At 63.6% G+C, this 21899-nt stretch carries 19 protein-coding genes; 17 read left to right on the forward strand and 2 right to left on the reverse strand.

Features of this window, described 5'->3' with window-relative positions:
• Positions 1 to 36: 36 nt before the first annotated feature.
• From DYZ14_RS11545 to exoR, 4 genes are all read left to right on the forward strand, one after another.
• Complete coding sequence (locus tag DYZ14_RS11545) at positions 37 to 2877, forward strand: valine--tRNA ligase (RefSeq protein WP_154720822.1); 2841 nt, start codon at positions 37 to 39, stop codon at positions 2875 to 2877.
• Between the two features lie 443 nt (positions 2878 to 3320).
• Positions 3321 to 4490, forward strand: coding sequence for an OmpP1/FadL family transporter (locus DYZ14_RS11550; RefSeq protein WP_154720823.1), 1170 nt, complete (start codon positions 3321 to 3323; stop codon positions 4488 to 4490).
• A 224-nt stretch (positions 4491 to 4714) separates the two neighbouring features.
• A complete protein-coding gene (locus tag DYZ14_RS11555) occupies positions 4715 to 5002 on the forward strand; it encodes a hypothetical protein (RefSeq protein ID WP_154720824.1) in 288 nt (95 codons plus the stop codon).
• Between the two features lie 92 nt (positions 5003 to 5094).
• Positions 5095 to 5829 carry an exopolysaccharide production regulator ExoR gene (gene exoR / locus DYZ14_RS11560; protein ID WP_232365523.1) on the forward strand — a complete coding sequence of 245 codons (735 nt, stop codon included), beginning with the start codon at positions 5095 to 5097 and terminating at the stop codon, positions 5827 to 5829.
• Positions 5830 to 5841: 12 nt separating this feature from the next.
• On the opposite strand, the gene xth is transcribed toward exoR, so the two are convergent.
• Positions 5842 to 6630 (reverse strand): exodeoxyribonuclease III, encoded by a 789-nt coding sequence (gene xth, locus DYZ14_RS11565; protein WP_154720826.1) that lies wholly within the window; start codon positions 6628 to 6630, stop codon positions 5842 to 5844.
• A 100-nt stretch (positions 6631 to 6730) separates the two neighbouring features.
• On the reverse strand, positions 6731 to 7063 hold the full coding sequence (gene erpA / locus DYZ14_RS11570; protein ID WP_115670186.1) for an iron-sulfur cluster insertion protein ErpA: 333 nt from the start codon (positions 7061 to 7063) through the stop codon (positions 6731 to 6733).
• 205 nt (positions 7064 to 7268) lie between these two features.
• Between erpA and DYZ14_RS11575 the strand changes: the two genes are divergently transcribed.
• The 13 genes from DYZ14_RS11575 (at position 7269) to DYZ14_RS11635 (ending at position 21837) form a co-directional block, all read left to right on the forward strand.
• Positions 7269 to 8486 carry a deoxyguanosinetriphosphate triphosphohydrolase gene (locus DYZ14_RS11575; RefSeq protein WP_154720827.1) on the forward strand — a complete coding sequence of 406 codons (1218 nt, stop codon included), beginning with the start codon at positions 7269 to 7271 and terminating at the stop codon, positions 8484 to 8486.
• A 60-nt stretch (positions 8487 to 8546) separates the two neighbouring features.
• A complete protein-coding gene (gene argS, locus DYZ14_RS11580) occupies positions 8547 to 10307 on the forward strand; it encodes an arginine--tRNA ligase (protein ID WP_154720828.1) in 1761 nt (586 codons plus the stop codon).
• A gap of 132 nt (positions 10308 to 10439) precedes the next feature.
• On the forward strand, positions 10440 to 13202 hold the full coding sequence (locus DYZ14_RS11585; RefSeq protein WP_232365515.1) for an SPOR domain-containing protein: 2763 nt from the start codon (positions 10440 to 10442) through the stop codon (positions 13200 to 13202).
• Positions 13203 to 13335: 133 nt separating this feature from the next.
• Positions 13336 to 14349, forward strand: a complete 1014-nt coding sequence (gene nagZ, locus DYZ14_RS11590) for a beta-N-acetylhexosaminidase (RefSeq protein WP_445292396.1) — start codon at positions 13336 to 13338, stop codon at positions 14347 to 14349.
• Positions 14349 to 15212 carry a segregation and condensation protein A gene (locus tag DYZ14_RS11595; RefSeq protein ID WP_154720831.1) on the forward strand — a complete coding sequence of 288 codons (864 nt, stop codon included), beginning with the start codon at positions 14349 to 14351 and terminating at the stop codon, positions 15210 to 15212. The genes nagZ and DYZ14_RS11595 overlap by 1 nt, the downstream gene beginning before the upstream one ends.
• A gap of 4 nt (positions 15213 to 15216) precedes the next feature.
• The gene (gene scpB / locus DYZ14_RS11600; RefSeq protein WP_154720832.1) at positions 15217 to 15951 is read left to right on the forward strand and encodes an SMC-Scp complex subunit ScpB; all 735 of its coding nucleotides are present in this window, start codon (positions 15217 to 15219) and stop codon (positions 15949 to 15951) included.
• 92 nt (positions 15952 to 16043) lie between these two features.
• Positions 16044 to 17177 (forward strand): ABC transporter ATP-binding protein, encoded by a 1134-nt coding sequence (locus tag DYZ14_RS11605; RefSeq protein ID WP_154720966.1) that lies wholly within the window; start codon positions 16044 to 16046, stop codon positions 17175 to 17177.
• A gap of 5 nt (positions 17178 to 17182) precedes the next feature.
• Complete coding sequence (locus tag DYZ14_RS11610; RefSeq protein ID WP_154720833.1) at positions 17183 to 17380, forward strand: twin-arginine translocase TatA/TatE family subunit; 198 nt, start codon at positions 17183 to 17185, stop codon at positions 17378 to 17380.
• A 154-nt stretch (positions 17381 to 17534) separates the two neighbouring features.
• The gene (tatB, locus tag DYZ14_RS11615) at positions 17535 to 18197 is read left to right on the forward strand and encodes a Sec-independent protein translocase protein TatB (RefSeq protein ID WP_154720834.1); all 663 of its coding nucleotides are present in this window, start codon (positions 17535 to 17537) and stop codon (positions 18195 to 18197) included.
• On the forward strand, positions 18194 to 19012 hold the full coding sequence (tatC, locus tag DYZ14_RS11620; protein ID WP_115670176.1) for a twin-arginine translocase subunit TatC: 819 nt from the start codon (positions 18194 to 18196) through the stop codon (positions 19010 to 19012). The genes tatB and tatC overlap by 4 nt, the downstream gene beginning before the upstream one ends.
• Positions 19013 to 19117: 105 nt before the next feature.
• Positions 19118 to 20401, forward strand: a complete 1284-nt coding sequence (gene serS / locus DYZ14_RS11625; protein WP_154720835.1) for a serine--tRNA ligase — start codon at positions 19118 to 19120, stop codon at positions 20399 to 20401.
• 12 nt (positions 20402 to 20413) lie between these two features.
• Positions 20414 to 21187 (forward strand): 5'/3'-nucleotidase SurE, encoded by a 774-nt coding sequence (gene surE, locus DYZ14_RS11630; protein WP_154720836.1) that lies wholly within the window; start codon positions 20414 to 20416, stop codon positions 21185 to 21187.
• Between the two features lie 8 nt (positions 21188 to 21195).
• Complete coding sequence (locus DYZ14_RS11635) at positions 21196 to 21837, forward strand: protein-L-isoaspartate(D-aspartate) O-methyltransferase (protein WP_154720837.1); 642 nt, start codon at positions 21196 to 21198, stop codon at positions 21835 to 21837.
• The last annotated feature ends 62 nt before the right edge of the window (positions 21838 to 21899 follow it).

Consider the following 21899-nt stretch of genomic DNA (forward strand, 5'->3'; position numbering starts at 1 on the left):
CCAAGCTGCAACATGAACCCCGAAGTGTGGTCCAAAATGCTCGAAAAGACCTACGATTCCGCCGCCGTCGAACCGAAGATCGCCAAGGCCTGGGAAGAGGCGGACGCGTTTCGCGCCGGCGCCAATGCCAAGCCCGGCGAGGATACGTTCACCATCGTCATCCCGCCGCCGAACGTCACCGGTTCGCTGCACATGGGGCATGCGCTCAACAACACGCTGCAGGACATCATGATCCGCTTCGAGCGCATGCGCGGCAAGGACGTGCTGTGGCAGCCGGGCATGGACCATGCCGGCATCGCAACCCAGATGGTCGTCGAGCGCAAGCTGATGGAGACCCAGCAGCACCGTCGCGCCATGGGGCGCGAGGCCTTCATCGAGAAGGTCTGGGAGTGGAAGGACGAATCGGGCGGCCTGATCTTCAACCAGTTGAAGCGCCTCGGCGCCTCCTGCGACTGGTCGCGCGAGCGCTTCACCATGGACGAAGGCCTGTCCGAGGCGGTCCTCGAAGTCTTCGTCTCGCTCTACAAGGAAGGCCTGATCTACAGGGACAAGCGGCTGGTCAACTGGGATCCGAAGCTCCTGACGGCGATCTCCGATCTCGAGGTCGAGCAGGTCGAGGTCAACGGCAATCTCTGGCATCTGCGTTATCCGCTGGAAGAGGGCGTGACCTACCAGCATCCGGTCGCCTTTGACGACGAGGGCAAGCCGACCGAATACGAGACCCGCGACTATCTGGTCGTGGCCACCACGCGTCCCGAAACCATGCTCGGCGATACCGGCATTGCCGTTCATCCCGACGACGAGCGCTACAGGGCGATCGTCGGCAAGCACGTCATCCTGCCGATCGTCGGCCGCAAGATCCCGATCGTCGCCGACGAATATCCCGATCCGACCGCCGGCACCGGGGCGGTCAAGATGACGCCCGCCCACGACTTCAACGATTTCGAGGTCGGCAAGCGCGCCGGCCTGCGGGCCATCAACGTGCTGACCGTCGAGGGCAATATCGCCATCGTCGGCGACGAGGACTTTCTTGAGGGGCTGACGCCGAACCGCGAGCAGGAAATGGTCTGGGGCGAGCTCGAAGGCATGGACCGCTTCGCCGCCCGCAAGAAGATCGTCGAGATTCTCGAGGCCGAAGGCCTGGTCGACAAGATCGAGCCGCACAAGCACATGGTGCCGCATGGCGACCGCGGCGGCGTGCCGATCGAGCCGCGGCTGACCGAACAGTGGTATGTCGACGCCAAGACGCTGGCGAAGCCCGCGATCGAGAGCGTTCGCGAAGGCCGCACCAAGTTCGTGCCGAAGAACTGGGAAAAGACCTATTTCGAATGGATGGAGAACATCCAGCCGTGGTGCGTCTCGCGCCAGCTGTGGTGGGGTCACCAGATCCCGGCCTGGTATGGTCCCGACGGCCAGGTTTTCGTCGAGAAGACCGAGGAAGAGGCGCTCGACGCCGCCGTCCAGCATTATCTGGCGCATGAAGGCCCGTGGAAGGCCTGGGTCCAGGAAAAGCTCGAGAATTTTGCCCCCGGCGAGATCCTCACCCGCGACGAGGACGTGCTCGACACCTGGTTCTCCTCGGCGCTCTGGCCCTTCTCCACACTCGGCTGGCCGGGCGACACGCCGGAACTGGCAAGATATTACCCGACCGACGTTCTGGTCACCGGCTTCGACATCATCTTCTTCTGGGTTGCCCGGATGATGATGATGGGCCTGCACTTCATGAAGGACGACGCCGGCAATCCGGTCGAGCCCTTCCATACCGTCTATGTCCACGCGCTGGTCCGCGACAAGAACGGCCAGAAGATGTCGAAGTCGAAGGGCAACGTCATCGATCCGCTCGAACTGATCGACGAATACGGTGCCGACGCGCTGCGCTTCACGCTGGCCATCATGGCGGCGCAGGGCCGCGACGTGAAGCTCGACCCGGCCCGCATCGCCGGCTATCGCAATTTCGGCACCAAGCTGTGGAACGCCACGCGCTTTGCCGAGATGAACGGGGCAAAGAGCGATCCGCACTTTCTGCCGGAAACCACGACGCTTGCCATCAACCGCTGGATCCTCACGGAGTTGGCGCGTACCGAGCGCGATGTGACGGAAGCGATCGCAAGCTTCCGCTTCAACGAAGCGGCGGGCAGCCTCTATCGCTTCGTCTGGAACAGCTTCTGCGACTGGTATCTCGAACTGCTGAAGCCGGTCTTCTCCGGCGAGGACGAGAAGGCCAAGGCCGAAGCGCAGGCTTGCGCGGCCTATGTGCTCGAGGAGACCTACAAGCTGCTGCATCCGTTCATGCCGTTCATGACGGAAGAGCTCTGGGCCCACACGGCGGGCGAGGGCAGGGCACGCGAAACGCTGCTGTGCCACGCGGCCTGGCCGGCACCGGATTTTGCCGACGATCTCGCCGCGGCCGACATCAACTGGCTGGTCGACCTGGTTTCGGGCATCCGCTCCGTGCGGGCCGAGATGAACGTGCCGCCGGGTGCCGTGGCGCCGCTGGTCGTCGTCGGGGCAAACGGTGTCACGCGTGACCGGCTTGTTCGCCACGAGGCGTCGATCAAGCGCCTCGCCCGTGTCGAGGCGATCACGCTTGCCGACGAGGCGCCGAAGGGAGCCGCCCAGATCGTTGTCGGTGAGGCAACCGCTTGCTTGCCGCTCGGTACGCTGATCGATCTTTCGGCGGAAAAGGCGCGGCTCGAAAAGGCGATTGCCAAGGTCGAGCAGGAGATGGATCGCATTGCCGGAAAACTCGCCAACGAGAAGTTCGTCGCCAATGCCAATCCGGACGTTGTCGCCGCCGAGCGCGAGCGTTACCAGGAGCTGGAACAGCAAAAGGCAAGCCTCGACACGGCACTCAAGAGAGTGGTCGAAGCCGGTTGACCGATCCTGGGGGCGGCCTGCGGCCGCCCTTTCTTTTTTCTAGAGCGATCGCAGGCTGATTCTCAGACAAAAGCGCACCTGCCTCCTATCTTGAGTTGCAAATCGCCGCGGCACGCAGACGTTTCAAGGCGTTGCGATCGCTGCGATGGCACGAGACGCGCTTCCAGACAAGATTGTGACCGTGCGCACACAAATTGGGTTTTGTGGCATTTCGGCAACGCAACCGGCCGAAAATGGAATGAAATTCTTCCATTACGCCTATTGTGCGCTGAAAATAGAACAATAAACCAAGACTGCATCCATCTTACGTGCGCGGAAGAGTCTTTACGTAAAAATTGAGGCAAGGCACCCCTGTTCGGGGGAGAGGTTGCAAGATTGTCATCCGCGTCGACGCGGCTACACTGCAAATCAGTTTTTGCCAGTAAGTGGGGAGAGAGACGGCAATGTATCTCAAGAAGACGACTATTTTGTGTTTGCTCGGCGTCAGCGCGCTGGCCACGTCGGCGCATGCGGGCGGCTGGAACCGCGGCGAGGCGGACACCGATATCCTGTTTGAAGAAGGCGATTATATTGCCCGCAGTGGCGTCACGTTCGTCTCGCCGCGTCGCGACTATGACAAGATCCGCATCGGCGGCGTGATGGTCGACGGCACGGACGAGGATTTCTCGCAGAACTACTGGATCCCGAGCTTGGCCGCCAAGATCAAGCTGACCGACAATGTCGCTTGCGCACTGACCTACACTCAGCCCTTCGGTGCCGATGCGGATTACGGCCCGCAGGCGCAGATGGCTAGCCTGATGGCTGGCGGCACCGGTGCGAGCCACAAGGACTTCATCACCAACGAATACGGCGCCACCTGCGACGTCAACATGGAAGCCGGCAAGGGTCGTGTCCACGTGCTCGGCGGCGTGTTCATGCAGGATTTCGAGTATACGGCAAACAGCTATGCTGGTGACTTGCATCTGGAAGACAACGCGGCGTTCGGCTATCGCCTCGGGGTCGCCTATGACATTCCGGAATACGCATTGCGCGCCCAGCTGATGTACCGTTCGAAGGTCGAGCATGATGCCAGCGACAATGGCAGCTTCGATTGGGGCGCCGGCGCGGTCAATCCGCTCTGGGGTGTCCAGGACGCGTTCGGCAGCGGTACCCTGCCGCAGTCGATCAAGCTGTCGCTCCAGTCGGGCGTGGCGCCCGGCTGGCTGGTCTACGGCTCGATCAAGTGGACCGACTGGAGCGTCATGCAGTCGCTCGACTACAGCCTTGGCACACCGGCTCCGGGCGTCTATGTCCCGCGCGAGGACGTCTACAACTGGCAGGACGGCTGGACCATTCAGGCCGGCGTCGGCCATGCCTTCAACGAGAAGTTCTCCGGCACGGTCAACGTGACCTGGGACAAGGGTGTTGATACGGGCGCCGACATCTACACCGACACCTGGACCATCGGCACTGGCGTCTCGGTCAAGGCTGGTCCCGGCGAGCTTCGCTTCGGCGGTGCAGTCAGCTACCTGACCGAAGGCAGCCAGTCGGTTGCGGACGACGCGACCTATGACGCGACAGCAGATGCCGACTGGGCTTATGCCGTCTCGGCCAATTACAAGATCGTCTTCTAAGGTCGACGATCCGGTAGAAAGCGGAAGGGAGCCCGGCATGCCGGGCTCTCTGTGTTTTGGATTGCGTGTCGCGGAAAATGTGACAGATCTGCAACAGCAGTTGAATCCTCGCTCGACGTGCTCCTGGCCGCCGATTTTGTCCATTTCCCGCCACAAACGAAGCGCAGCGATCAGGTCTCGAAACGGATGGGGCCGTTTCGTGTTAGCGTGGCGTGTGAGTAGGCATGGGACAGCTCGTCGGGAATTATCTCCGGAAATCAACCGTGGTGAACGGGTGGGATGATTTTCGAGCTGCAATGGGCGTCGCCGTCGGCGTCGAACGGACCGCAGTCGTAGTCTTGCCCGAAATCTCTCCTAAGCTCCCTTTCGTCGCGGCGGATAAAGATCCGTCATTCGGCGAAGTGCGTTGCACGCCCCCGCGGCGGAGCGATGAACCGGTTGTTCACGGTTTCAAGCTCAAATGTCTGGCGGACAAGGCCGAGCTTTCCGTATCGAGCGGAGGGTGGTGGTGATGTCTGCGGTGTTGTGGAAGAAATACGGAATTATGCAGACATCAGACTGGAAGTCTCCGGCCACATTGTTTCTCTCGGCATTCCTGTTCGTCATGGCGGGAACGGCCGGTCACGCCTTCGACATGAATTCCGGGGTGACGAAGGAATCGGGTCCCTTCGACCTCTTCAAGTTCGGCTTCAAGGCCTACAAGAACGGCCAGAAGCAGGACGCGGTCGAAGCCTATCGCTATGCCGCTGAAAAGGGTCATACCGGATCCCGCTGGGCGCTCGCCAACATGTATGCGGCGGGTGACGGCGTGGTCGAGGATGATTTCGAGGCGTTCAAGATCTATGCGGACATCGCCAGCCAGGGCGTGGAGCCGGGTTCCGAAGATACCGGCTTCTTCGTCAATGCGCTGCTGTCGCTCGCCCGTTACTATCGTCAGGGCATTCCCGGCAGCCCGGTGCGCAGCGACCTTGCCCAGGCCCGCCAGCTCTATTTCCAGGCGGCGTCGACTTTTGGCGTGCCCGAGGCGCAGTTCCAGCTGGCGCGGATGATCCTGGCCGGCGAGGGTGGCAAGAGCAATGTCCAGCAGGCCAAGAAATGGCTGAACCTTGCCCGCAAGAGCGGCCATACCGGCGCCATGGCGGTGTTCGGCAATGTTCTTTTCGAAGAGGGCCAGACGGTGCGGGGCCTCGCTTTCCTCACCGCGGCACTGGACAATTGTCCCCCGAAGGACTGCGGTTGGATGCAGTCGCTGCAGGAGCAGGCTTTCTCCATCGCCAATGAGGAGGACCGCCGGGTGGCGGTCGCGCTGGCGCCGCAGGTCATCAGCCAGACGGAATAGGTGAGCCGCCGGTCAGGCGAAATCGAACATCGCCGTCACCGGCACATGGTCGGACGGCCGTTCCCAACTGCGCACGTGCTTTTCGATCGTGGCGGAGACCAGGCGGTCGCTCGCCTCCGGCGACAGCATCAAATGGTCGATGCGGATGCCGTTGTTCTTCTGCCAGGCACCGGCCTGGTAATCCCAGAACGAGTAGAGCAGGGGATCGTCACTCGTCGCGCGCACCGCGTCGGTGAGGCCGAGATTCTCCAACCGTCGAAACGACTGTCGGGTCTTGGGCAGGAACAGGGCATCGCCCTCCCACAGGCGCGGATCGCGGCAGTCGTGTGGCTCGGGGATGACATTGTAGTCGCCGGCAAGGATCAGCGGCTCTTCGAGCGAAAACCGGCTCTCGGCAAAGGCTTTCAACCGCTCCATCCAGGCGAGCTTGTAGGGGTACTTGACCGGATCATCGGGCGGATTGCCGTTGGGGAGGTAGAGCGAGCAGACCCGCACCACGCCACCTGCGACCGAAAAGACCGCCTCGATGAAACGCGCCTGTTCGTCGCCATCGTCGCCCGGCAGGCCGCGATTGACTTCGTCGGGCTTCGTCTTCGACAGGATGGCCACGCCGTTGAAGCCCTTCTGGCCATGCGTTTCGACGTGGTAGCCGAGCGCCTCGATCTCGAGACGCGGAAAACCTTCGTCGACCGACTTGATTTCCTGCAGGCACACCACGTCCGGCGCCGAGCTCTGCAGCCATTCGCAAAGATTGGTGATACGCGCCTTGACGCCGTTGATGTTCCAGGTCGCGATCTTCATGGCGTTCACCCTCTCGTCTCGCCTCTACATACCCGACGGTGCGGATTTTGCCATCGGCTTTTGTCGGTTATGCAGGGGCGCGCGCCGAGACGGCCGGCGATCAGACGGAGAAGCTGGTGCCGCAGCCGCAGCTGGCAACAGCATTGGGATTGTTGATCTGGAAGGACTGGCCGAGCAGGTTGTCGACGAAATCGATTTCCGATCCGGCCATGTAGATGAGCGACATCGGGTCGATCAGCACCGTGGCGCCATTGCGGCTGATGACGATGTCGTCGGACTGCGGCCCCTTGTCGAGGTCGAACTTGTAGGAGAAGCCGGAACAGCCGCCGCCTTCGACGGAGACGCGCAGCGCGCTCTTGTCCGCTTCACTGGCGACGATCTGGGCGATTCGTTTCGCCGCGGCTTCGGAAAGGGTAACGGTCTGGGTGCTCATCTCGCCTCCTGACGGGTTCAAGGCCCGTGGAAAACTGCTGGAACGGCAGAAAATTCAATGTTCTGACATGCAATGCAGCCATTCTGCCCGAGATAGTAAAGGCCGCCCTTGCGGCCCGTGCTATAAGGGGCGTGCCTTGCGGCGTTGCCCGCTATAGGTATGAAGGCGGGCCGATGGCGTCAATGGGGAGCGGACAGGACGCGACATGACGATTGATAAAAGTGCATTGGGTTTCGGCACAGGCGAGCGGGCGATCTATGCGACCGATCCCTGGACGACACGCGGTCGGCTGTTTGCCGAGGGTGGCAGCCCGACCCGATCCGACTTCCAGCGTGACCGCGACCGCATCGTCCACACCACCGCCTTTCGTCGGCTGAAGCACAAGACGCAGGTCTTCATCGGCCCCGACGGAGACCACTACCGCACCCGGCTTACCCACACGATCGAGGTGGCGCAGATCGCCCGCGCGCTCGCCCGCGCCCTGAAGCTCGACGAGGATCTGGCCGAAGGCGTGGCGCTCGTCCACGACTTCGGCCACACGCCCTTCGGCCATACCGGTGAGGATGCGCTGCACGAGGTGCTGGCGCCCTATGGCGGCTTCGACCACAATGCCCAGTCGCTCAGGATCGTGACCAAGCTGGAGCGGCGCTATGCCGAGTTCGACGGGCTCAACCTCACCTGGGAAACACTGGAAGGGCTGGTCAAGCACAATGGCCCGCTGCAGACCAAGGCGGGCGAGGGGACGCGCGGCCCGGTGCCGCAGCCGATCCTCGACTATTGCGAGCTTCACGACCTGGAACTTGCAAGCTATGCCGGCCTTGAAGCCCAGGTCGCCGCGATCGCCGACGACATCGCCTACAACACCCATGACATCGATGACGGCCTGCGCTCGGGCTATCTGAGCTTCGACATGCTGGAGGAGGTTCCCTTCCTCGCCGCGCTGATGAAGGAGGTGCGGGATCGCTATCCGCATCTCGAGCCCGACCGCTTCACCCACGAGATCATGCGCCGGCAGATCACCCGCATGGTCGAGGATGTGATCGGCGTGGCGCAGGCGCGCCTCGCCGAACTGAGGCCTTGCAGCGCCGCCGATATCCGCGGCGCTCCACACACCATCGCCACCTTCTCCGACGAGATGGCCGAGACCGACCGGCAGATCAAGAAGCTGCTGTTCAGCCGCATCTATCGCCATCCGGACATCATGCGCATTCGCGCCGGTGCAGCACAGATTGTCACCGATCTTTTCCACGCCTACATGGCCGATCCGGCGTTGATGAAGAGCCACTACTGGGTGAACCACATGGCCGGCCTGAACGAGCCGGCAAGGGCCCGCCATGTCGGCGACTATCTGGCGGGGATGACAGACACTTATGCGGTGCGTACCCACAGCGAGCTGTTTGACCGGACTCCCGATTTGCGCTAGGCAGCGCTGCAATTCCACTCCATTTGCGGGCTATCGAACTGCTTGCGCGGGTACCACGACATGAACCTCTTCGCCGACTTCGAAACGAGAATCAAAACCGCGCTCGAGCAGATCGACAGCATCAAGGAAAAGCGCTCCTCCCTCGATTTCGGCCGCATCGTCGTCGAGCCGCCGCGCGATCCGAGCCATGGTGATGCCGCGACCAATGCCGCCATGGTGCTCGCCAAGGCGCTCGGCACCAATCCGCGGGCGCTGGCCGAGGTGATCGGCGACAAGTTGAAGGAAGACGGCGACATCGCCGAGGTGAGCGTTGCCGGTCCCGGCTTCATCAACATCCGCCTGTCGACCGGCTACTGGCAGCGGCTGCTTTCGACCATCATCACCGAGGGCACGGATTTCGGCCGCTCGACGCTCGGCAAGGACCGCAAGGTCAATGTCGAATATGTTTCGGCCAATCCGACCGGCCCGATGCATGTCGGCCATTGCCGCGGCGCCGTGGTCGGTGATGCGCTCGCCAATCTCCTGGCCTTTGCCGGCTATGACGTAGCCAAGGAATATTACATCAATGATGCGGGTGCCCAGATCGAGGTACTCGCCCGCTCGGTCTTCCTGCGTTACCGCGAGGCGCTGGGCGAACGGATCGGTGAAATTCCCCCGGGCCTTTATCCGGGAGACTATCTCGTCCCGGTCGGCCAGGCACTGGCTGAGGAATTCGGCACGAAGCTGCACGCCATGCCGGAAGAGCAATGGATGGAGATCGTCAAGGAGCGCGCCATCGCCGCGATGATGGTGATGATCCGCGACGACCTCGCGATCCTCAACGTGCATCATGACATCTTCTTCTCGGAGCGCACCCTGCATGCCAATGGCGCTGCCAAGATCCGCACGGCCATCAACGACCTGACCTTCAAGGGGCATGTCTATCGCGGCACGTTGCCGCCGCCGAAGGGTCAGCTTCCCGAGGATTGGGAAGACCGCGAGCAGACGCTGTTCCGTTCGACCGAGGTTGGTGACGATATCGACCGTCCGCTGGTCAAGTCCGACGGCGCCTACACCTATTTTGCCGCCGACGTCGCCTATTTCAAGGACAAGTTCGATCGCGGCTATTCCGAGATGATCTATGTGCTCGGTGCCGACCATGGCGGCTATGTGAAGCGGCTCGAAGCCGTGGCGCGGGCCGTATCGGAAGGCAAGACCAAGCTGACCGTGCTGCTCTGCCAGTTGGTCAAGCTCTATCGCGACGGCGAGCCGGTGAAGATGTCGAAGCGCTCCGGCGACTTCGTCACCCTGCGCGAAGTGGTCGAGGAAGTCGGCTCCGACTCCGTCCGCTTCATGATGCTCTACCGCAAGAGCTCCGAGCCGCTCGACTTCGATTTTGCCAAGGTGACGGAACAGTCGAAGGACAATCCGGTCTTCTACGTGCAATATGCGCATGCGCGCTGCATGTCGATCTTCCGCCAGGCGAAGGAGGCCTTCCCCGATCTCGACGTCGGCCCGAGTGATTTCGCCGCGGCCGTGGCCGGGCAGATTTCCGATGTGACCGAGCTCCAGCTGGTCGCCAAGCTTGCAGAATATCCGCGCGTCATCGAGGCTGCGGCCCAGTCACAGGAGCCGCATCGGCTGGCATTCTACCTCTATGATCTGGCAAGTTCCTTCCACGCGCACTGGAACAAGGGCAAGGATTCGCCCGAATTACGCTTTGTTAACGATAAAGATAGACAATTGACCATCGCCAGGCTTGGGCTGGTGCATGCTGTCGCCTCCGTTTTGAAGTCCGGTCTGTCCATTACGGGCACCGCAGCTCCGGCCGAAATGCGATAGTATCGTCACCATTTACCCACAATGCACTGGCAAGCGTCGAGTCGCGTAGGGTGAGTGGATCAAGTAATGGTACAAAAACAGGCCGCATTCAGCAGTCGATTGGGGAGCGATAGTTTCGCGGACGATGATCCGTTGGCGGAACTGGCCCGGATCGTCGGCTTCGAGTCGCCCGTTGAGCGTGACGCCGCGCCGACGCGCGCCGCAGAACCGGAAGAGCCGCAGTTCAATCTGGAAGACGAGTTGCTGCGCGAGTTCGAGGTTTATGATGCGCCTCTGCGAAGCGACGAGGCGCCGCTCCTGGCCGAGCCCGTCGCGGCTGCTCCGTCCCCTGCGCCTGCCGATGCGTTGGAGGATCTGGACGACATCTTCTATCCGGAACCGATGGCCGAACCGGTTGTCGAAGCGCAGGTCGCTCGCGTCGAGCCGGCAATCGCCGCCCCATCTTTTGAGTCCGAAGCGTCCTTCGAGCCCGAACAGCGCGCCGAACCCGCATTGTCCGCCGATCTTGCCGACGAGCTGGAACTGGCCGTTTCCGAACCGGCCGTGACGCTCGATTGGCCGGCGCCCGAGGTGGGGCCGGAGCCGAAGCTGCGGCTCCCCCTTGCCAATTTTGCAGCGCAGCCTGTCGCGCGCGCCGAGCCGCAATTCTTGCGCGAGGAAATCGTCGAGGCAGCACCCCATGTGGCGGCCGAGGCTGAAGCCTCCAACGCGGACAAGCCATCCGCAGTGGATGATTTCTTCGCCAACGAAGTCTTCCAGTGGAACGAGACGATGTCCGGTCCCGCCTCGGCGGTGCCCGTCGCGCCCGTGGAACGCACACCCGATCCGTTCGGCTTTGACGATCTCGCGGGCCGCTCCGGCGAAGGACACACGGTCGCGACGGAAGCCGCGCCGGCCCCGGTCGCCGCGCCTGCGGCGCGGACCGAGCCGTCTTTTTCCTTCTCCTTTGCCGACGAACTCGCCGCAAACGAGGATTTCTCGGTTTCCGCGCCCGACGTCGCCTCCGCTGCCCCGGCAGAGCGGATATCTGCGCTACAGTTCGAACAGGCCTCTGACCTGACGTCCGACAAGCGCCCGTCCATCGAGGAGGAGGAGTTCGATCCCTTCACCGAAGGCGAGTTCGACCTTGAGCTCGATGACCTGGAGCTTGACCTCTCCGACCTTGAGGAGGATTTCGACGAGCCGGCGGTCGCCCCGATCGCACCGGTCGTCCCTGTTGCTGCACCGGCACGGTCGTTGGCCACTCCGGTTGCGTCCGCTCCTGCGACGTCTTCGGTTGCTCCTGCCCCGGTCGCCGCTATCCCGGTCGCGCCGCGTGTGGTTGCCAGCGATGCCGGCTCTGCGCCGGTAAAGCCCGCCCCGGCGGTGTTGCAGGTGGCCGACGAGCCGCTGGCCTTCGATCCGACGGAGATCTCCGAGCAGGACGATCATCTCGAATCCATCGCCCACATGGATGTGCCGGAAGTTCCGGTGCCTGAGAGCAAGCCGGCCCCGGTCGCTTATGCGCATGATTACGATCTCGACATCGACAACGAGCTGGCGGCCTTGTTTGACCAGCCGTCGACGACGGCGGCCGTAAGCGACAAACCTTCGGTCGCGGCGACGCCTGTATCGCGGGCAACGCCTTCGGCACCGGCACCGGCATCAGCAGCCGCACCCGTACCGGGTCAGGCAGCCGCGACAAAGGCCACGTCGCTGCCGCCGATGGACGATTTCGATGCCTTCGAACGCGCTCTGGAAGAGGATTTCCGACAGACGCTGGACAGGCCTTCCGATTATGCGGCCGCCAATGCCGGCCGGATCGCAATCCCAATGCAGCCGAAGGGGCTCTCGCGTTTCGGCTCACGCGGTCTTCTGATGGCGGGTACGGCGGCTGTGGTCGTGCTGCTGGGCGGTGGCGCCCTCTATGCCTGGCTGAGCGGTGGTGCAAGTTCGGTGATCTCCTCCGGCGAGCCTCCGGTAATTACTGCCGACAAGGATCCGGTGAAGATCGTTCCGGAAAATCCGGGCGGCAAGTCGGTCCCGAACCAGGACAAGGCGGTCTATGACCGCGTGGCCGGCGCCGCTGTCGAGGACCCCAAGCAGGAGAGCCTGATTTCCTCGAGCGAGGAACCCGTCGACGTCGTGCAAAAGACGCTGATCCCGGAAACCCTGCCGCTCGAAGGCGAAGCCGAAGCGCAGGCGCTCGGTACGCCGGTGGGTGATACCGAGGACCCGAGGCTCTTGCCGGATCAGGCCGGAACGGAACAGGCGCCGGGTGCTTCGACGGAACCCGCGACGATTACCCCCCGCAAAGTGCGCACCATGATCGTCCGTCCGGACGGCACGCTGGTGGCGCAGGAAGCTCCAGAACCGGCGGCATCCGCTCCGACGCTGGAGACGCCAGCCTCCGACGCCGCAGCCGCCGCTCCGGCATCTGCAACGCCCGCACTGGCTGCGCCGTCCACGACCCCGGCGACGACCGATCTTGCCCCGCCGGCTGCGACAGCCACGCCTGGTCCGGTCCCGACGGCTCGTCCGGCGAGCCCCGCCGAGACCGCGGCTACTCCGGCGCTCGCTTCGCCGGCGGCCGCTCCGGCCCCCGAGCCCGAGGTTGCTGCGCCGGCCGCAGCAGAGCCGGAACCTGCGGCAGCCCAACCGGCACCTGCCGCGGGCGGCTATTACATGCAGGTGGCTTCGCTGCCGTCCGAAGCAGAGGCGGAAAAGTCCTACAGGAACATCTCGGCCAAGTTCGGTAGTGTCGTCGGCGGTCGGGCCTACGAAATCAAGCGAGCCGAAATCGCCGGCAAGGGCACCTACTACCGGGTCCGTATCTCGGCGGGTACGAAGGCCGAGGCACAGGCGCTGTGCGAGCGCTACAAGTCCGCCGGCGGCAGTTGCCTGGTCACGAAATAACGCAGGCGCTCCAACAGAACGAAAAAAGAGGCGGGAACCGACGGTTTCCGCCTCTTTTCCTGTGTATGACCTCATTGCGTCGCTTCGGCTTTGATCCGACCCCTCCTATGATTCGGCCATGACAGAGAAACACATGCCCGCAAAAGCAATGATCCTGGGCTGCAGCGGCCTTGCCCTGACAGCCGACGAGAAGGCGTTCTATCGTGACGAACAGCCCTGGGGCTTCATCGTCTTTGCCCGCAATCTCAAGGAGCCGGCGCAGATATGCGATCTGGTCGCCGAGATGCGCGACACCGTCGGCGGGCGCAATGCTCCTGTGCTGATCGACCAGGAGGGCGGCCGGGTGCAGCGCATCCGCGAGCCGATCGCGCCGCGCTATCCGTCCGGCGCCGTGCTCGGCGAACTGTATCGCCGCGACCGTGACCTCGGCCTGCGCGCCGCCTGGCTGATGTCGCGCCTGCACGCCTTCGATCTCCTTCGCCTCGGCATCAATGTCGATTGCCTGCCGGTGCTCGACGTGCCGGTGGAAGGCGCCAGCAATGTCATCGGCGACCGCGCCTACGGCAATGATCCCGAAACGGTCGGTGCCATGGGCGAGGCGGCGGCGGCGGGCCTCAAATCCGGCGGCGTCCTGCCGGTGATGAAGCACATACCCGGACACGGGCGCGGCATGGCGGATTCGCATCACGAACTGCCGGTCGTCACCACGCCGGTCGCCGAGCTTCAGTCGCATGATTTCCCGCCGTTCAGGCGACTGCGCAACGAGCTGATGGCGATGAGCGCGCATGTGGTATACTCGGCCATCGATCCGGATTACCCGGCATCGACCTCGCGCAAGGTGATTGACGAGATTATCCGTGGCTCCATCGGGTTTGACGGTTTGCTGATGTCCGACGATGTATCGATGAATGCGCTCAAAGGGTCGCTCGGCGAGCGGGCGGCGGCGATCGTCGCCGGCGGCGGCGACGTCGTGCTCCACTGCAACGGCGTGATGGACGAGATGCGGGCGGTCGCCGCCGAGGTGCCCTTGCTCACCGGCAAGGCGAGGGCGCGCGCCGATGCGGTGGAAGCAGCCTTCGGCGCGGTCGATGGGCTGCAGGAGATTGCGATCCGCGACGAGTTCGACGGGCTGAGGGCGACCGCCTGATGTCGCCCCCGACCGGCAATCCGCATCCTTCGCCGAAGACGAGCAGCACCGCGGTCGCAACGCCGATGGATAACCTTTGGCAGGAAAACGCGGCGGAGCGCCTGACCGGCGAACCTGCGCTTGTCATCGATGTGGCCGGCTTCGAGGGACCGCTTGATCTGCTGCTGTTTCTGGCGCGCAATCAGAAGGTCGACCTTCACCGGATCTCGATCCTCGCCCTGGTCGAACAATATCTCGACTTCATCGAGAGCGCCCGGCGCATCCGCCTGGAACTGGCGGCGGACTATCTGGTCATGGCGGCCTGGCTCGCCTACCTGAAATCTCGGCTTCTCATTCCGCAGCAGGCCAAGGACGAAGGTCCTTCGGGTGAGGAAATGGCAGCGACATTGGCCTTCCGGCTGAAGCGGCTGGAAGCGATGCGCGAGGCGGCGATGCGGTTGATCAACCGCAACCGGCTCGGCCGCGACGTACATGTGCGCGGCGCGCCGGAACACGTGCCGACCCGCGTCGACAACGCCTATGAGGCTTCGCTTTACGATCTGCTGACCGCCTATGCCTCGCTCAGACAGCGACAGGCGACCACCCAGGTGACGATCACGCGACGCCGCGTCTGGTCGCTTGCCGATGCGCGCGCCATCCTGACCCGCATGATCGGCGAGATCGGCGACTGGACGGCGCTTGACCATTTCCTTCTGCGCTATCTGACGACCCCCGCCGAGCGGGTGAGCGCGATCGCCAGCGCCTTTGCCGCCTCGCTTGAACTCGTGCGCGAGGGACGGCTGGAAATCCGCCAGGAGGGGGCATTCCAGCCGATCTACCTGCGCGGCGGCCCGCGGGCCGGCGAGTTGGCGGCGGTGGAGTAAGGCCATGGCGGAGATCAGGGACAAGGACTTCTTCCTGGAGAGCGACGATGGCGAGAGCCCGGAGGAGCGCGATCCGGCGGCGGTTCGCGCCGAGCGCGAGGCGGTCCGGATCGCCGAGGCATTGGTCTTCGCCTCCGCAGGACCGGTCTCCGAGAACTTCATCGCCGATCGTGTGCCGCGCGGCATCGATGTCGGCGCGATCATGCGCCGGTTGAAGGAGGACTATGCTCCGCGCGGGGTCAATCTCGTGCAGGTCGACGACCATTGGGCCTTCCGCACGGCGGCGGACCTTTCCTTTGCCATCCGCAAGGACGAGGCGGAGGTGAAGAAACTGTCGCGCGCCGCGCTCGAGGTGCTGGCCATCATCGCCTATCACCAGCCGGTGACCCGCGCCGAGATCGAGGATATCCGCGGCGTGCAGACGTCCAAGGGCACGCTCGACGTGCTGATGGAGGCCGGCTGGGTGCGCTTTCGCGGCCGCCGCCGCACGCCGGGCCGTCCGGTCACCCTCGGCACCACCCGCGATTTCCTCGACCATTTCGGCCTCGAGGAGCTGCGCGATCTGCCGGGTCTCGAGGAGTTGAAGGGGGCGGGGCTGCTGTCGGGCCGTATTCCGGCGAATTTCAACATCCCCCTGCCGCTCATGGGCGACGAACTCGCCGAAGACGAGGATCCGATCACCCAGCTCGATCTCGAAGAGCTTGGCCTCTTGACACCGGGCGGAGAAGCGGACGAATAGCTTCAGGTTTTAAATGGTAACCGGGCGGTGTCCGGATGCACCGGGCGCCTCGCCGCCACGCATCCGCGATCATCGGCCATTCGGGCAGTGGAATGGGCGCGCAGACGACGCAGACCGACAATTCGAGGCGAACCGCCGGTGTGACCTTCGCAGCGCGTTTGAGCTTCGAGGCAATCCGCCACGGCTATCACGGGCGCGAGACGCTTCGGGGCGTGTCGCTGACCGCCGAGCCCGGTGAGGTTCTTTGCCTGCTCGGACCGTCCGGCTCCGGCAAGACGACGCTGCTGAGGATCGCGGCCGGCATCGAGGCGCAATCGTCCGGCCGGCTGCTCCTCAATGACCGCGAAGTGGCCGGTCCCTCGGTCTTCATACCCCCGGAACAGCGCGGCATTGGGCTGATGTTCCAGGATTTTGCCCTCTTTCCGCATATGAGCGTGGTCGAGAACGTGCGATTCGGGCTGACCGCCATGCCGGCGCGTGAAGGAACCGCCGAGGCGATGCTGGCGCTGGAGCGGGTCGGGCTTTCCCATTATGCGCAGAAATACCCGCATGCCCTTTCCGGCGGCGAGCAGCAGCGCGTGGCGCTGGCCAGGGCGCTTGCGCCGCGTCCGGGCGTGCTGCTGATGGACGAACCCTTTTCCGGCCTTGATTCGCGGCTGAAGGACACGATCCGTGCCGATACGCTGGCGATCCTGCGGGAGACCCGCGCGACCGCGGTCGTCGTCACGCATGATGCCGAGGAGGCGATGCGCATGGCCGACCGGATCGCGCTGCTACGCGACGGCAAACTGGTGCAGGTGGGCACGTCAGACGACCTCTATCGCCGACCGAAGGATTTGTTCGCCGCCGCCTTCTTCTCCGAGATCAACGAGTTTTCCGGCGTGGTGCGCAATGGCCACGTGTCGACGCCGCTCGGGGTCGCCGAAGTCAACGGCATGGCCGAGGGCAGGGAGGTCTCGATCGCGGTTAGGCTGTCCGGTGTCGGCGTAAGCGCGGATAGCGGCGTGATCCCGGCGCGCGTCGTTTCACGCCGCTTTCTCGGCGTGGTCGAATTGCTGGAACTGGCGATTCCCGGCAGCGAGCGCCCGGTGCGTGCGCGCATTCGCGCAGACATCCTGCCGCCGGGTGTGAGGGATGCGACAATCTCGGTCAATCCGCAGGACATTTTGGTGTTTGAAAAAGACTCTGAAACCCCTTACATCGGGGAAACGAAACACACGGAGTGACGGGTATGGGTTCTTTTAGCATGTGGCACTGGCTGATCGTCTTGGCCATTGTTCTTCTGTTGTTCGGCCGCGGCAAGATTCCGGAATTGATGGGTGACGTCGCAAAGGGCATCAAGAGCTTCAAGAAGGGCATCAGCGACGACGAGACCGACACGGCTGCGCCGGGCAAGTCCGTCGATCACAAGGCCGATGAAACGAAGTAAACCCTCAATCGGCCGCCCGTGAGGCGGCCGGTCTGCCTCGTTGTTCTGCGCTCTGCATGTCGAAGCGCAGGATACGGCGGGCGGGCAAGGGGACAAGCAGTGCGTTGTCCACGACGCGCGTTCCCCGCAAAGCAAGGCTTCAGGAGCCCGTTGAATGCTGGATATTGGCTGGACCGAGTTGCTCGTCATCGCGGTGATCCTGATCGTCGTGGTCGGTCCGAAAGACCTTCCACCGATGATCCGCGCTTTCGGCAAGATGACGTCGCGGCTGCGTCGTACCGCAGGTGAATTCCGAGCCCAGTTCGACGAGGCGCTGCGCGAGGCGGAACTCGACGACCTGCGCAAGTCGGTCGACGAGGTTCGCAGCCTCAATCCGAAGAATGCGCTGCGCGACGCGATCAACCCGCTGCGCCAGGTGGGCGACGAGATCAAGGCCGACCTGAAGAAGGCGACGACGGCGGATGCCAAGGCCGCCGCCGGCATTGCACCGTCCGAGCCCGCGGTCCATCCGGCGCCCTTGCCGGAAATGCCGTCGCCGCTGACCGGGGTGCCGAACGAATTCGCCCAGCCTATGGCTGATCCCGCGCCTGCTGCGGCTCCGGAGCCTGTGAAGGTCGCTGCGCCGAGCAAGGCAGCGAGCAAGTCCAAAAAACCGGTATCGTCCGCAGACAGCCCTGTCGCCAAGCCGGCGAAATCGACGACTGCGGCCACGCCGGCCAAGGCGAGCCGGGCAAAGCCCGCGACGGTCGAGACCGCCGCAGCCAAGCCGACGACGCCGAAGAAGCCCCGCAAGCCGAAGAACGAGGAGCCCGCATGAGCGGCGACATCGAAGACAAGCCGCAGCCGCTCGTCGAGCATCTGATCGAACTGCGCTCGCGCCTGATCTGGGCCCTGGGTGCGTTCTTCATCGCCTTCATCGGCTGCTTTGCCTTCGCCAAGCAGCTCTTCAACATCCTGGTCGTCCCTTACAAGTGGGCGGTGCAGTGGGCAGGCCTCGATCTGGCCAAGGCGGAACTGATCTACACCGCGCCGCAGGAATTCTTCTTCACGCAGGTCAAGGTGGCGATGTTCGGTGCCGTCGTGATCGCCTTTCCGGTGATCGCGGCACAGATCTACAAGTTCGTCGCGCCCGGTCTCTACAAGAACGAGCGGGCGGCCTTCCTGCCGTTCCTGGTGGCATCGCCGATCCTTTTCCTGCTCGGGGGCGCGCTCGTCTATTTCTTCTTCACGCCGATGGTGATGTGGTTCTTCCTCGCCATGCAGCAGGCGCCGGGTGAGGGCGAGGTGGCCATCTCGCTGATGCCGAAGGTTTCGGAATATCTGAGCCTCATCATGACGCTGGTCTTCTCCTTCGGCCTGGTCTTCCAGCTGCCGGTCGTCACCACGCTTCTTGCGCGTGTCGGCATCCTCGAAAGCCAGTGGCTGGCCGACAAGCGCAAGTACTTCATCGTCGTCGCTTTCGTCGTCGCCGCGGTGCTGACCCCGCCCGATCCGATCTCCCAGATCGGTCTTGCTTTGCCCACGATCCTTCTCTACGAGGTAGCCATCTATGCTGCGCGACTCGTGGAGCGTCGCCGGGCCGCCGAGACTTCGGTTGTCGCGGACGAGGCGGGCGAGCAGGACAGCGCGTAAATCGCGCCGTTCGTCCTCCTCCACTCCCGAGCATGCATCCATGGGGCCGGACAGGGCGCCCGCCAGGTCCGATCCGACGATCACGAGAGATGACCTGGAACGACGATGCTTGATATCAAATGGATCCGCGACAATGCCGAAGCCCTCGATGCCGCTCTGGCCAAGCGCGGTGCCGAGCCTCTGGCCGCCAGCCTGATCGCGCTGGATGAAAAACGCCGCTCCGTCGTCCAGTCGCTGCAGGACATGCAGGCCCGCCGCAATGCCGCCTCCAAGGAGATCGGCGCGGCCATGGGCAAGAAGGACATGGACCTCGCCGAGAAGCTCAAGGCCGAGATCGCCCATTTCAAGGACATCATGCCGACGGCGGAAGAAGAGGAACGCCAGCTGACGGCGGAGCTCACCGACCAGCTGTCGCGCATTCCCAATATTCCGCTCGACGACGTGCCGGTCGGCAAGGACGAGCACGACAATGTGGTCAGGCGCGTCGTCGGCGAAAAGCCCGGCTGGAACCATGCGGCCAAGGAGCATTACGAGCTCGGCGAAGCGCTCGGCTACATGGATTTCGAACGCGCCGCCAAGCTTTCCGGTTCGCGTTTCACGGTCCTGACCGGCCCATTGGCCCGGCTGGAGCGAGCGATCGGCCAGTTCATGCTCGACCTGCACACCAGCGAGCACGGCTACACCGAAGTCTCCTCGCCGCTGATGGTCAAGGACGAGGCGATGTACGGCACCGGACAGTTGCCGAAGTTCGCCGAGGACCTGTTCAAGACCACGGACGGGCGCTGGCTGATCCCAACGGCCGAAGTGACGCTCACCAACCTCGTCTCCGGCGAAATCCTCGAGCAGGACAAGCTGCCGCTGCGGTTTACCGCGCTCACCCCGTCCTTCCGCTCCGAAGCAGGTTCGGCCGGTCGCGACACGCGCGGCATGCTGCGCCAGCACCAGTTCTGGAAGTGCGAACTCGTCTCGATCACCGATGCCGACAGCGCGATCGACGAGCACGAGCGCATGACCGCCTGCGCCGAGGAAGTGCTGAAACGCCTCGGCCTGCATTTCCGCACAATGACGCTGTGCACCGGCGACATGGGCTTCGGCGCGCGCAAGACCTATGACCTCGAGGTCTGGCTGCCGGGGCAGAACACCTATCGCGAAATCTCGTCCTGCTCGGTCTGCGGCGATTTCCAGGGGCGGCGCATGAACGCTCGTTATCGCGGCAAGGACGGCAAGGGCACGACCTTCGTCCACACCCTGAACGGTTCGGGTACGGCGGTCGGCCGGGCGTTGATCGCGGTCATGGAGAATTACCAGAACGACGACGGTTCGATCACCGTTCCAGACGTTCTGCTGCCTTACATGGGTGGCCTGAAGAAGATCGAAAAAGCGGCTTGAGGCAGAGTTTTCATGCGTATTCTCCTGACCAATGACGATGGCATCCACGCCGAGGGCCTGGCGGTTCTCGAACGGGTCGCCCGTACGCTCTCCGACGATGTCTGGATCGTTGCGCCCGAGACCGACCAGAGCGGGCTTGCGCACTCGCTGACGCTGTCGGAGCCGCTCAGGCTGCGCAAGATCGACGAGAAACGCTATGTGTTGCGCGGCACGCCGACCGATTGCGTGATCATGGCGATCCGCGAGATCCTGCCGGAAAAGCCGGACCTCGTCCTGTCCGGTATCAATGCCGGTGGAAACGTCGCCGACGACGTGACCTATTCCGGCACGGTCGCCGGTGCGATAGAGGGCACGCTGCAGGGTGTCCGCTCGATTTCGCTCAGCCAGCTCTATGAATATGACAATGGCGGCCGTGTCATTCCCTGGGAAGTGGCCGAAACGCTCGCGCCGAAGCTTCTGGCACAGCTGGTCAAGGCCGATCTGCCGCCGGGGACCTTCCTCAACGTAAACTTCCCGCGCTGCGCACCGGCCGACGTCCAGGGGATCGAGGTGACGTCCCAGGGCAAGCTCGACTTTGGCCTCGAGGTCGAACAACGCGCCGATGGCCGCGGCTTTCCCTATTACTGGCTGCGATTCGGCGATCGCGGCAGCAAGTTCCGCGAAGGAACCGATCTGCAGGCACTGAAGGAAGACAAGATTTCCGTCACGCCGCTGAAGCTCGACATGACGGACTATGCCGCCCAGGACAGCATTGCCCGGGCGCTTGGCTTCGGAGTGGCCGATTGAAGCCGGGCATGCTGGAGAAGGAGGGCTTTGCCGCGCTGGTTCTCAGGCTGCGGGCGGAAGGGATATCCGATCTCGATCTCCTGACCGCTGTCGAGCAGACGCCACGCTCGCTCTTCGTTCCGCCGCAGTTCTCCGAACAGGCCTATTCCAGCCGCTCCATTCCGATCGATTGCGGCGCCTTCATGGAGGGTGCCGACCTTGCAGTGCGGCTGCTCGCCCAACTCCATGTCAAGCCCGGCCAGCGCGTACTGGAGATTGGCACCGGCAGCGGTTTCATGACCGCCGTACTCGGCCGTCTGTGCGAGCGCGTCATGTCGATCGACCGATACAAGACGCTGATTGCCGCCGCCCAGAGCCGCATGGACGGTCTGGGTCTTCGCAACGTGGTGCTGCGTCAGGCCGATGGCAGCAATGGCTTGACGGGCGAGGGAACCTTCGACCGCATTGTCGCCACCGCGGCTTTTCCCACCATGCCGCGCTTCCTGGCCGACCAGCTGGTATCCGGCGGCGTGCTGCTCGCGCCCCTGATGACCGGCGAGGAGACCTGCGTGATGATGCGTCTGACCAAGACGGGAAGCCGCTTCGACCGCGAAGACCTGTTCGAGGTTCCTTACCTGCCGCTCGTCCCCAGGCTCGCATCCTTCCTTTGACACCGTCGTACGGGGCCTTGGTGCGCCTGCGAATGTTCGACTTCTCGAAAATAGTTCACGGC

This window comes from Ciceribacter sp. T2.26MG-112.2 (assembly GCF_900492205.1).
Lineage (GTDB): Bacteria > Pseudomonadota > Alphaproteobacteria > Rhizobiales > Rhizobiaceae > Allorhizobium > Allorhizobium naphthalenivorans_A.

Excerpts from the sequence above, each read along its gene's own strand:
- DYZ14_RS11545 (WP_154720822.1), top strand. The coding sequence starts at position 37 with ATGCTCGAAAAGACCTACGATTCCGCCGCCGTCGAACCGAAGATCGCC.
- DYZ14_RS11550 (WP_154720823.1), top strand. The coding sequence starts at position 3,321 with ATGTATCTCAAGAAGACGACTATTTTGTGTTTGCTCGGCGTCAGCGCG.
- DYZ14_RS11555 (WP_154720824.1), top strand. The coding sequence starts at position 4,715 with ATGGGACAGCTCGTCGGGAATTATCTCCGGAAATCAACCGTGGTGAAC.
- exoR (WP_232365523.1), top strand. The coding sequence starts at position 5,095 with ATGGCGGGAACGGCCGGTCACGCCTTCGACATGAATTCCGGGGTGACG.
- xth (WP_154720826.1), bottom strand. The coding sequence starts at position 6,630 with ATGAAGATCGCGACCTGGAACATCAACGGCGTCAAGGCGCGTATCACC.
- erpA (WP_115670186.1), bottom strand. The coding sequence starts at position 7,063 with ATGAGCACCCAGACCGTTACCCTTTCCGAAGCCGCGGCGAAACGAATC.
- DYZ14_RS11575 (WP_154720827.1), top strand. The coding sequence starts at position 7,269 with ATGACGATTGATAAAAGTGCATTGGGTTTCGGCACAGGCGAGCGGGCG.
- argS (WP_154720828.1), top strand. The coding sequence starts at position 8,547 with ATGAACCTCTTCGCCGACTTCGAAACGAGAATCAAAACCGCGCTCGAG.
- nagZ (WP_445292396.1), top strand. The coding sequence starts at position 13,336 with ATGCCCGCAAAAGCAATGATCCTGGGCTGCAGCGGCCTTGCCCTGACA.
- DYZ14_RS11595 (WP_154720831.1), top strand. The coding sequence starts at position 14,349 with ATGTCGCCCCCGACCGGCAATCCGCATCCTTCGCCGAAGACGAGCAGC.
- scpB (WP_154720832.1), top strand. The coding sequence starts at position 15,217 with ATGGCGGAGATCAGGGACAAGGACTTCTTCCTGGAGAGCGACGATGGC.
- DYZ14_RS11605 (WP_154720966.1), top strand. The coding sequence starts at position 16,044 with ATGGGCGCGCAGACGACGCAGACCGACAATTCGAGGCGAACCGCCGGT.
- DYZ14_RS11610 (WP_154720833.1), top strand. The coding sequence starts at position 17,183 with ATGGGTTCTTTTAGCATGTGGCACTGGCTGATCGTCTTGGCCATTGTT.
- tatB (WP_154720834.1), top strand. The coding sequence starts at position 17,535 with ATGCTGGATATTGGCTGGACCGAGTTGCTCGTCATCGCGGTGATCCTG.
- tatC (WP_115670176.1), top strand. The coding sequence starts at position 18,194 with ATGAGCGGCGACATCGAAGACAAGCCGCAGCCGCTCGTCGAGCATCTG.
- serS (WP_154720835.1), top strand. The coding sequence starts at position 19,118 with ATGCTTGATATCAAATGGATCCGCGACAATGCCGAAGCCCTCGATGCC.
- surE (WP_154720836.1), top strand. The coding sequence starts at position 20,414 with ATGCGTATTCTCCTGACCAATGACGATGGCATCCACGCCGAGGGCCTG.
- DYZ14_RS11635 (WP_154720837.1), top strand. The coding sequence starts at position 21,196 with ATGCTGGAGAAGGAGGGCTTTGCCGCGCTGGTTCTCAGGCTGCGGGCG.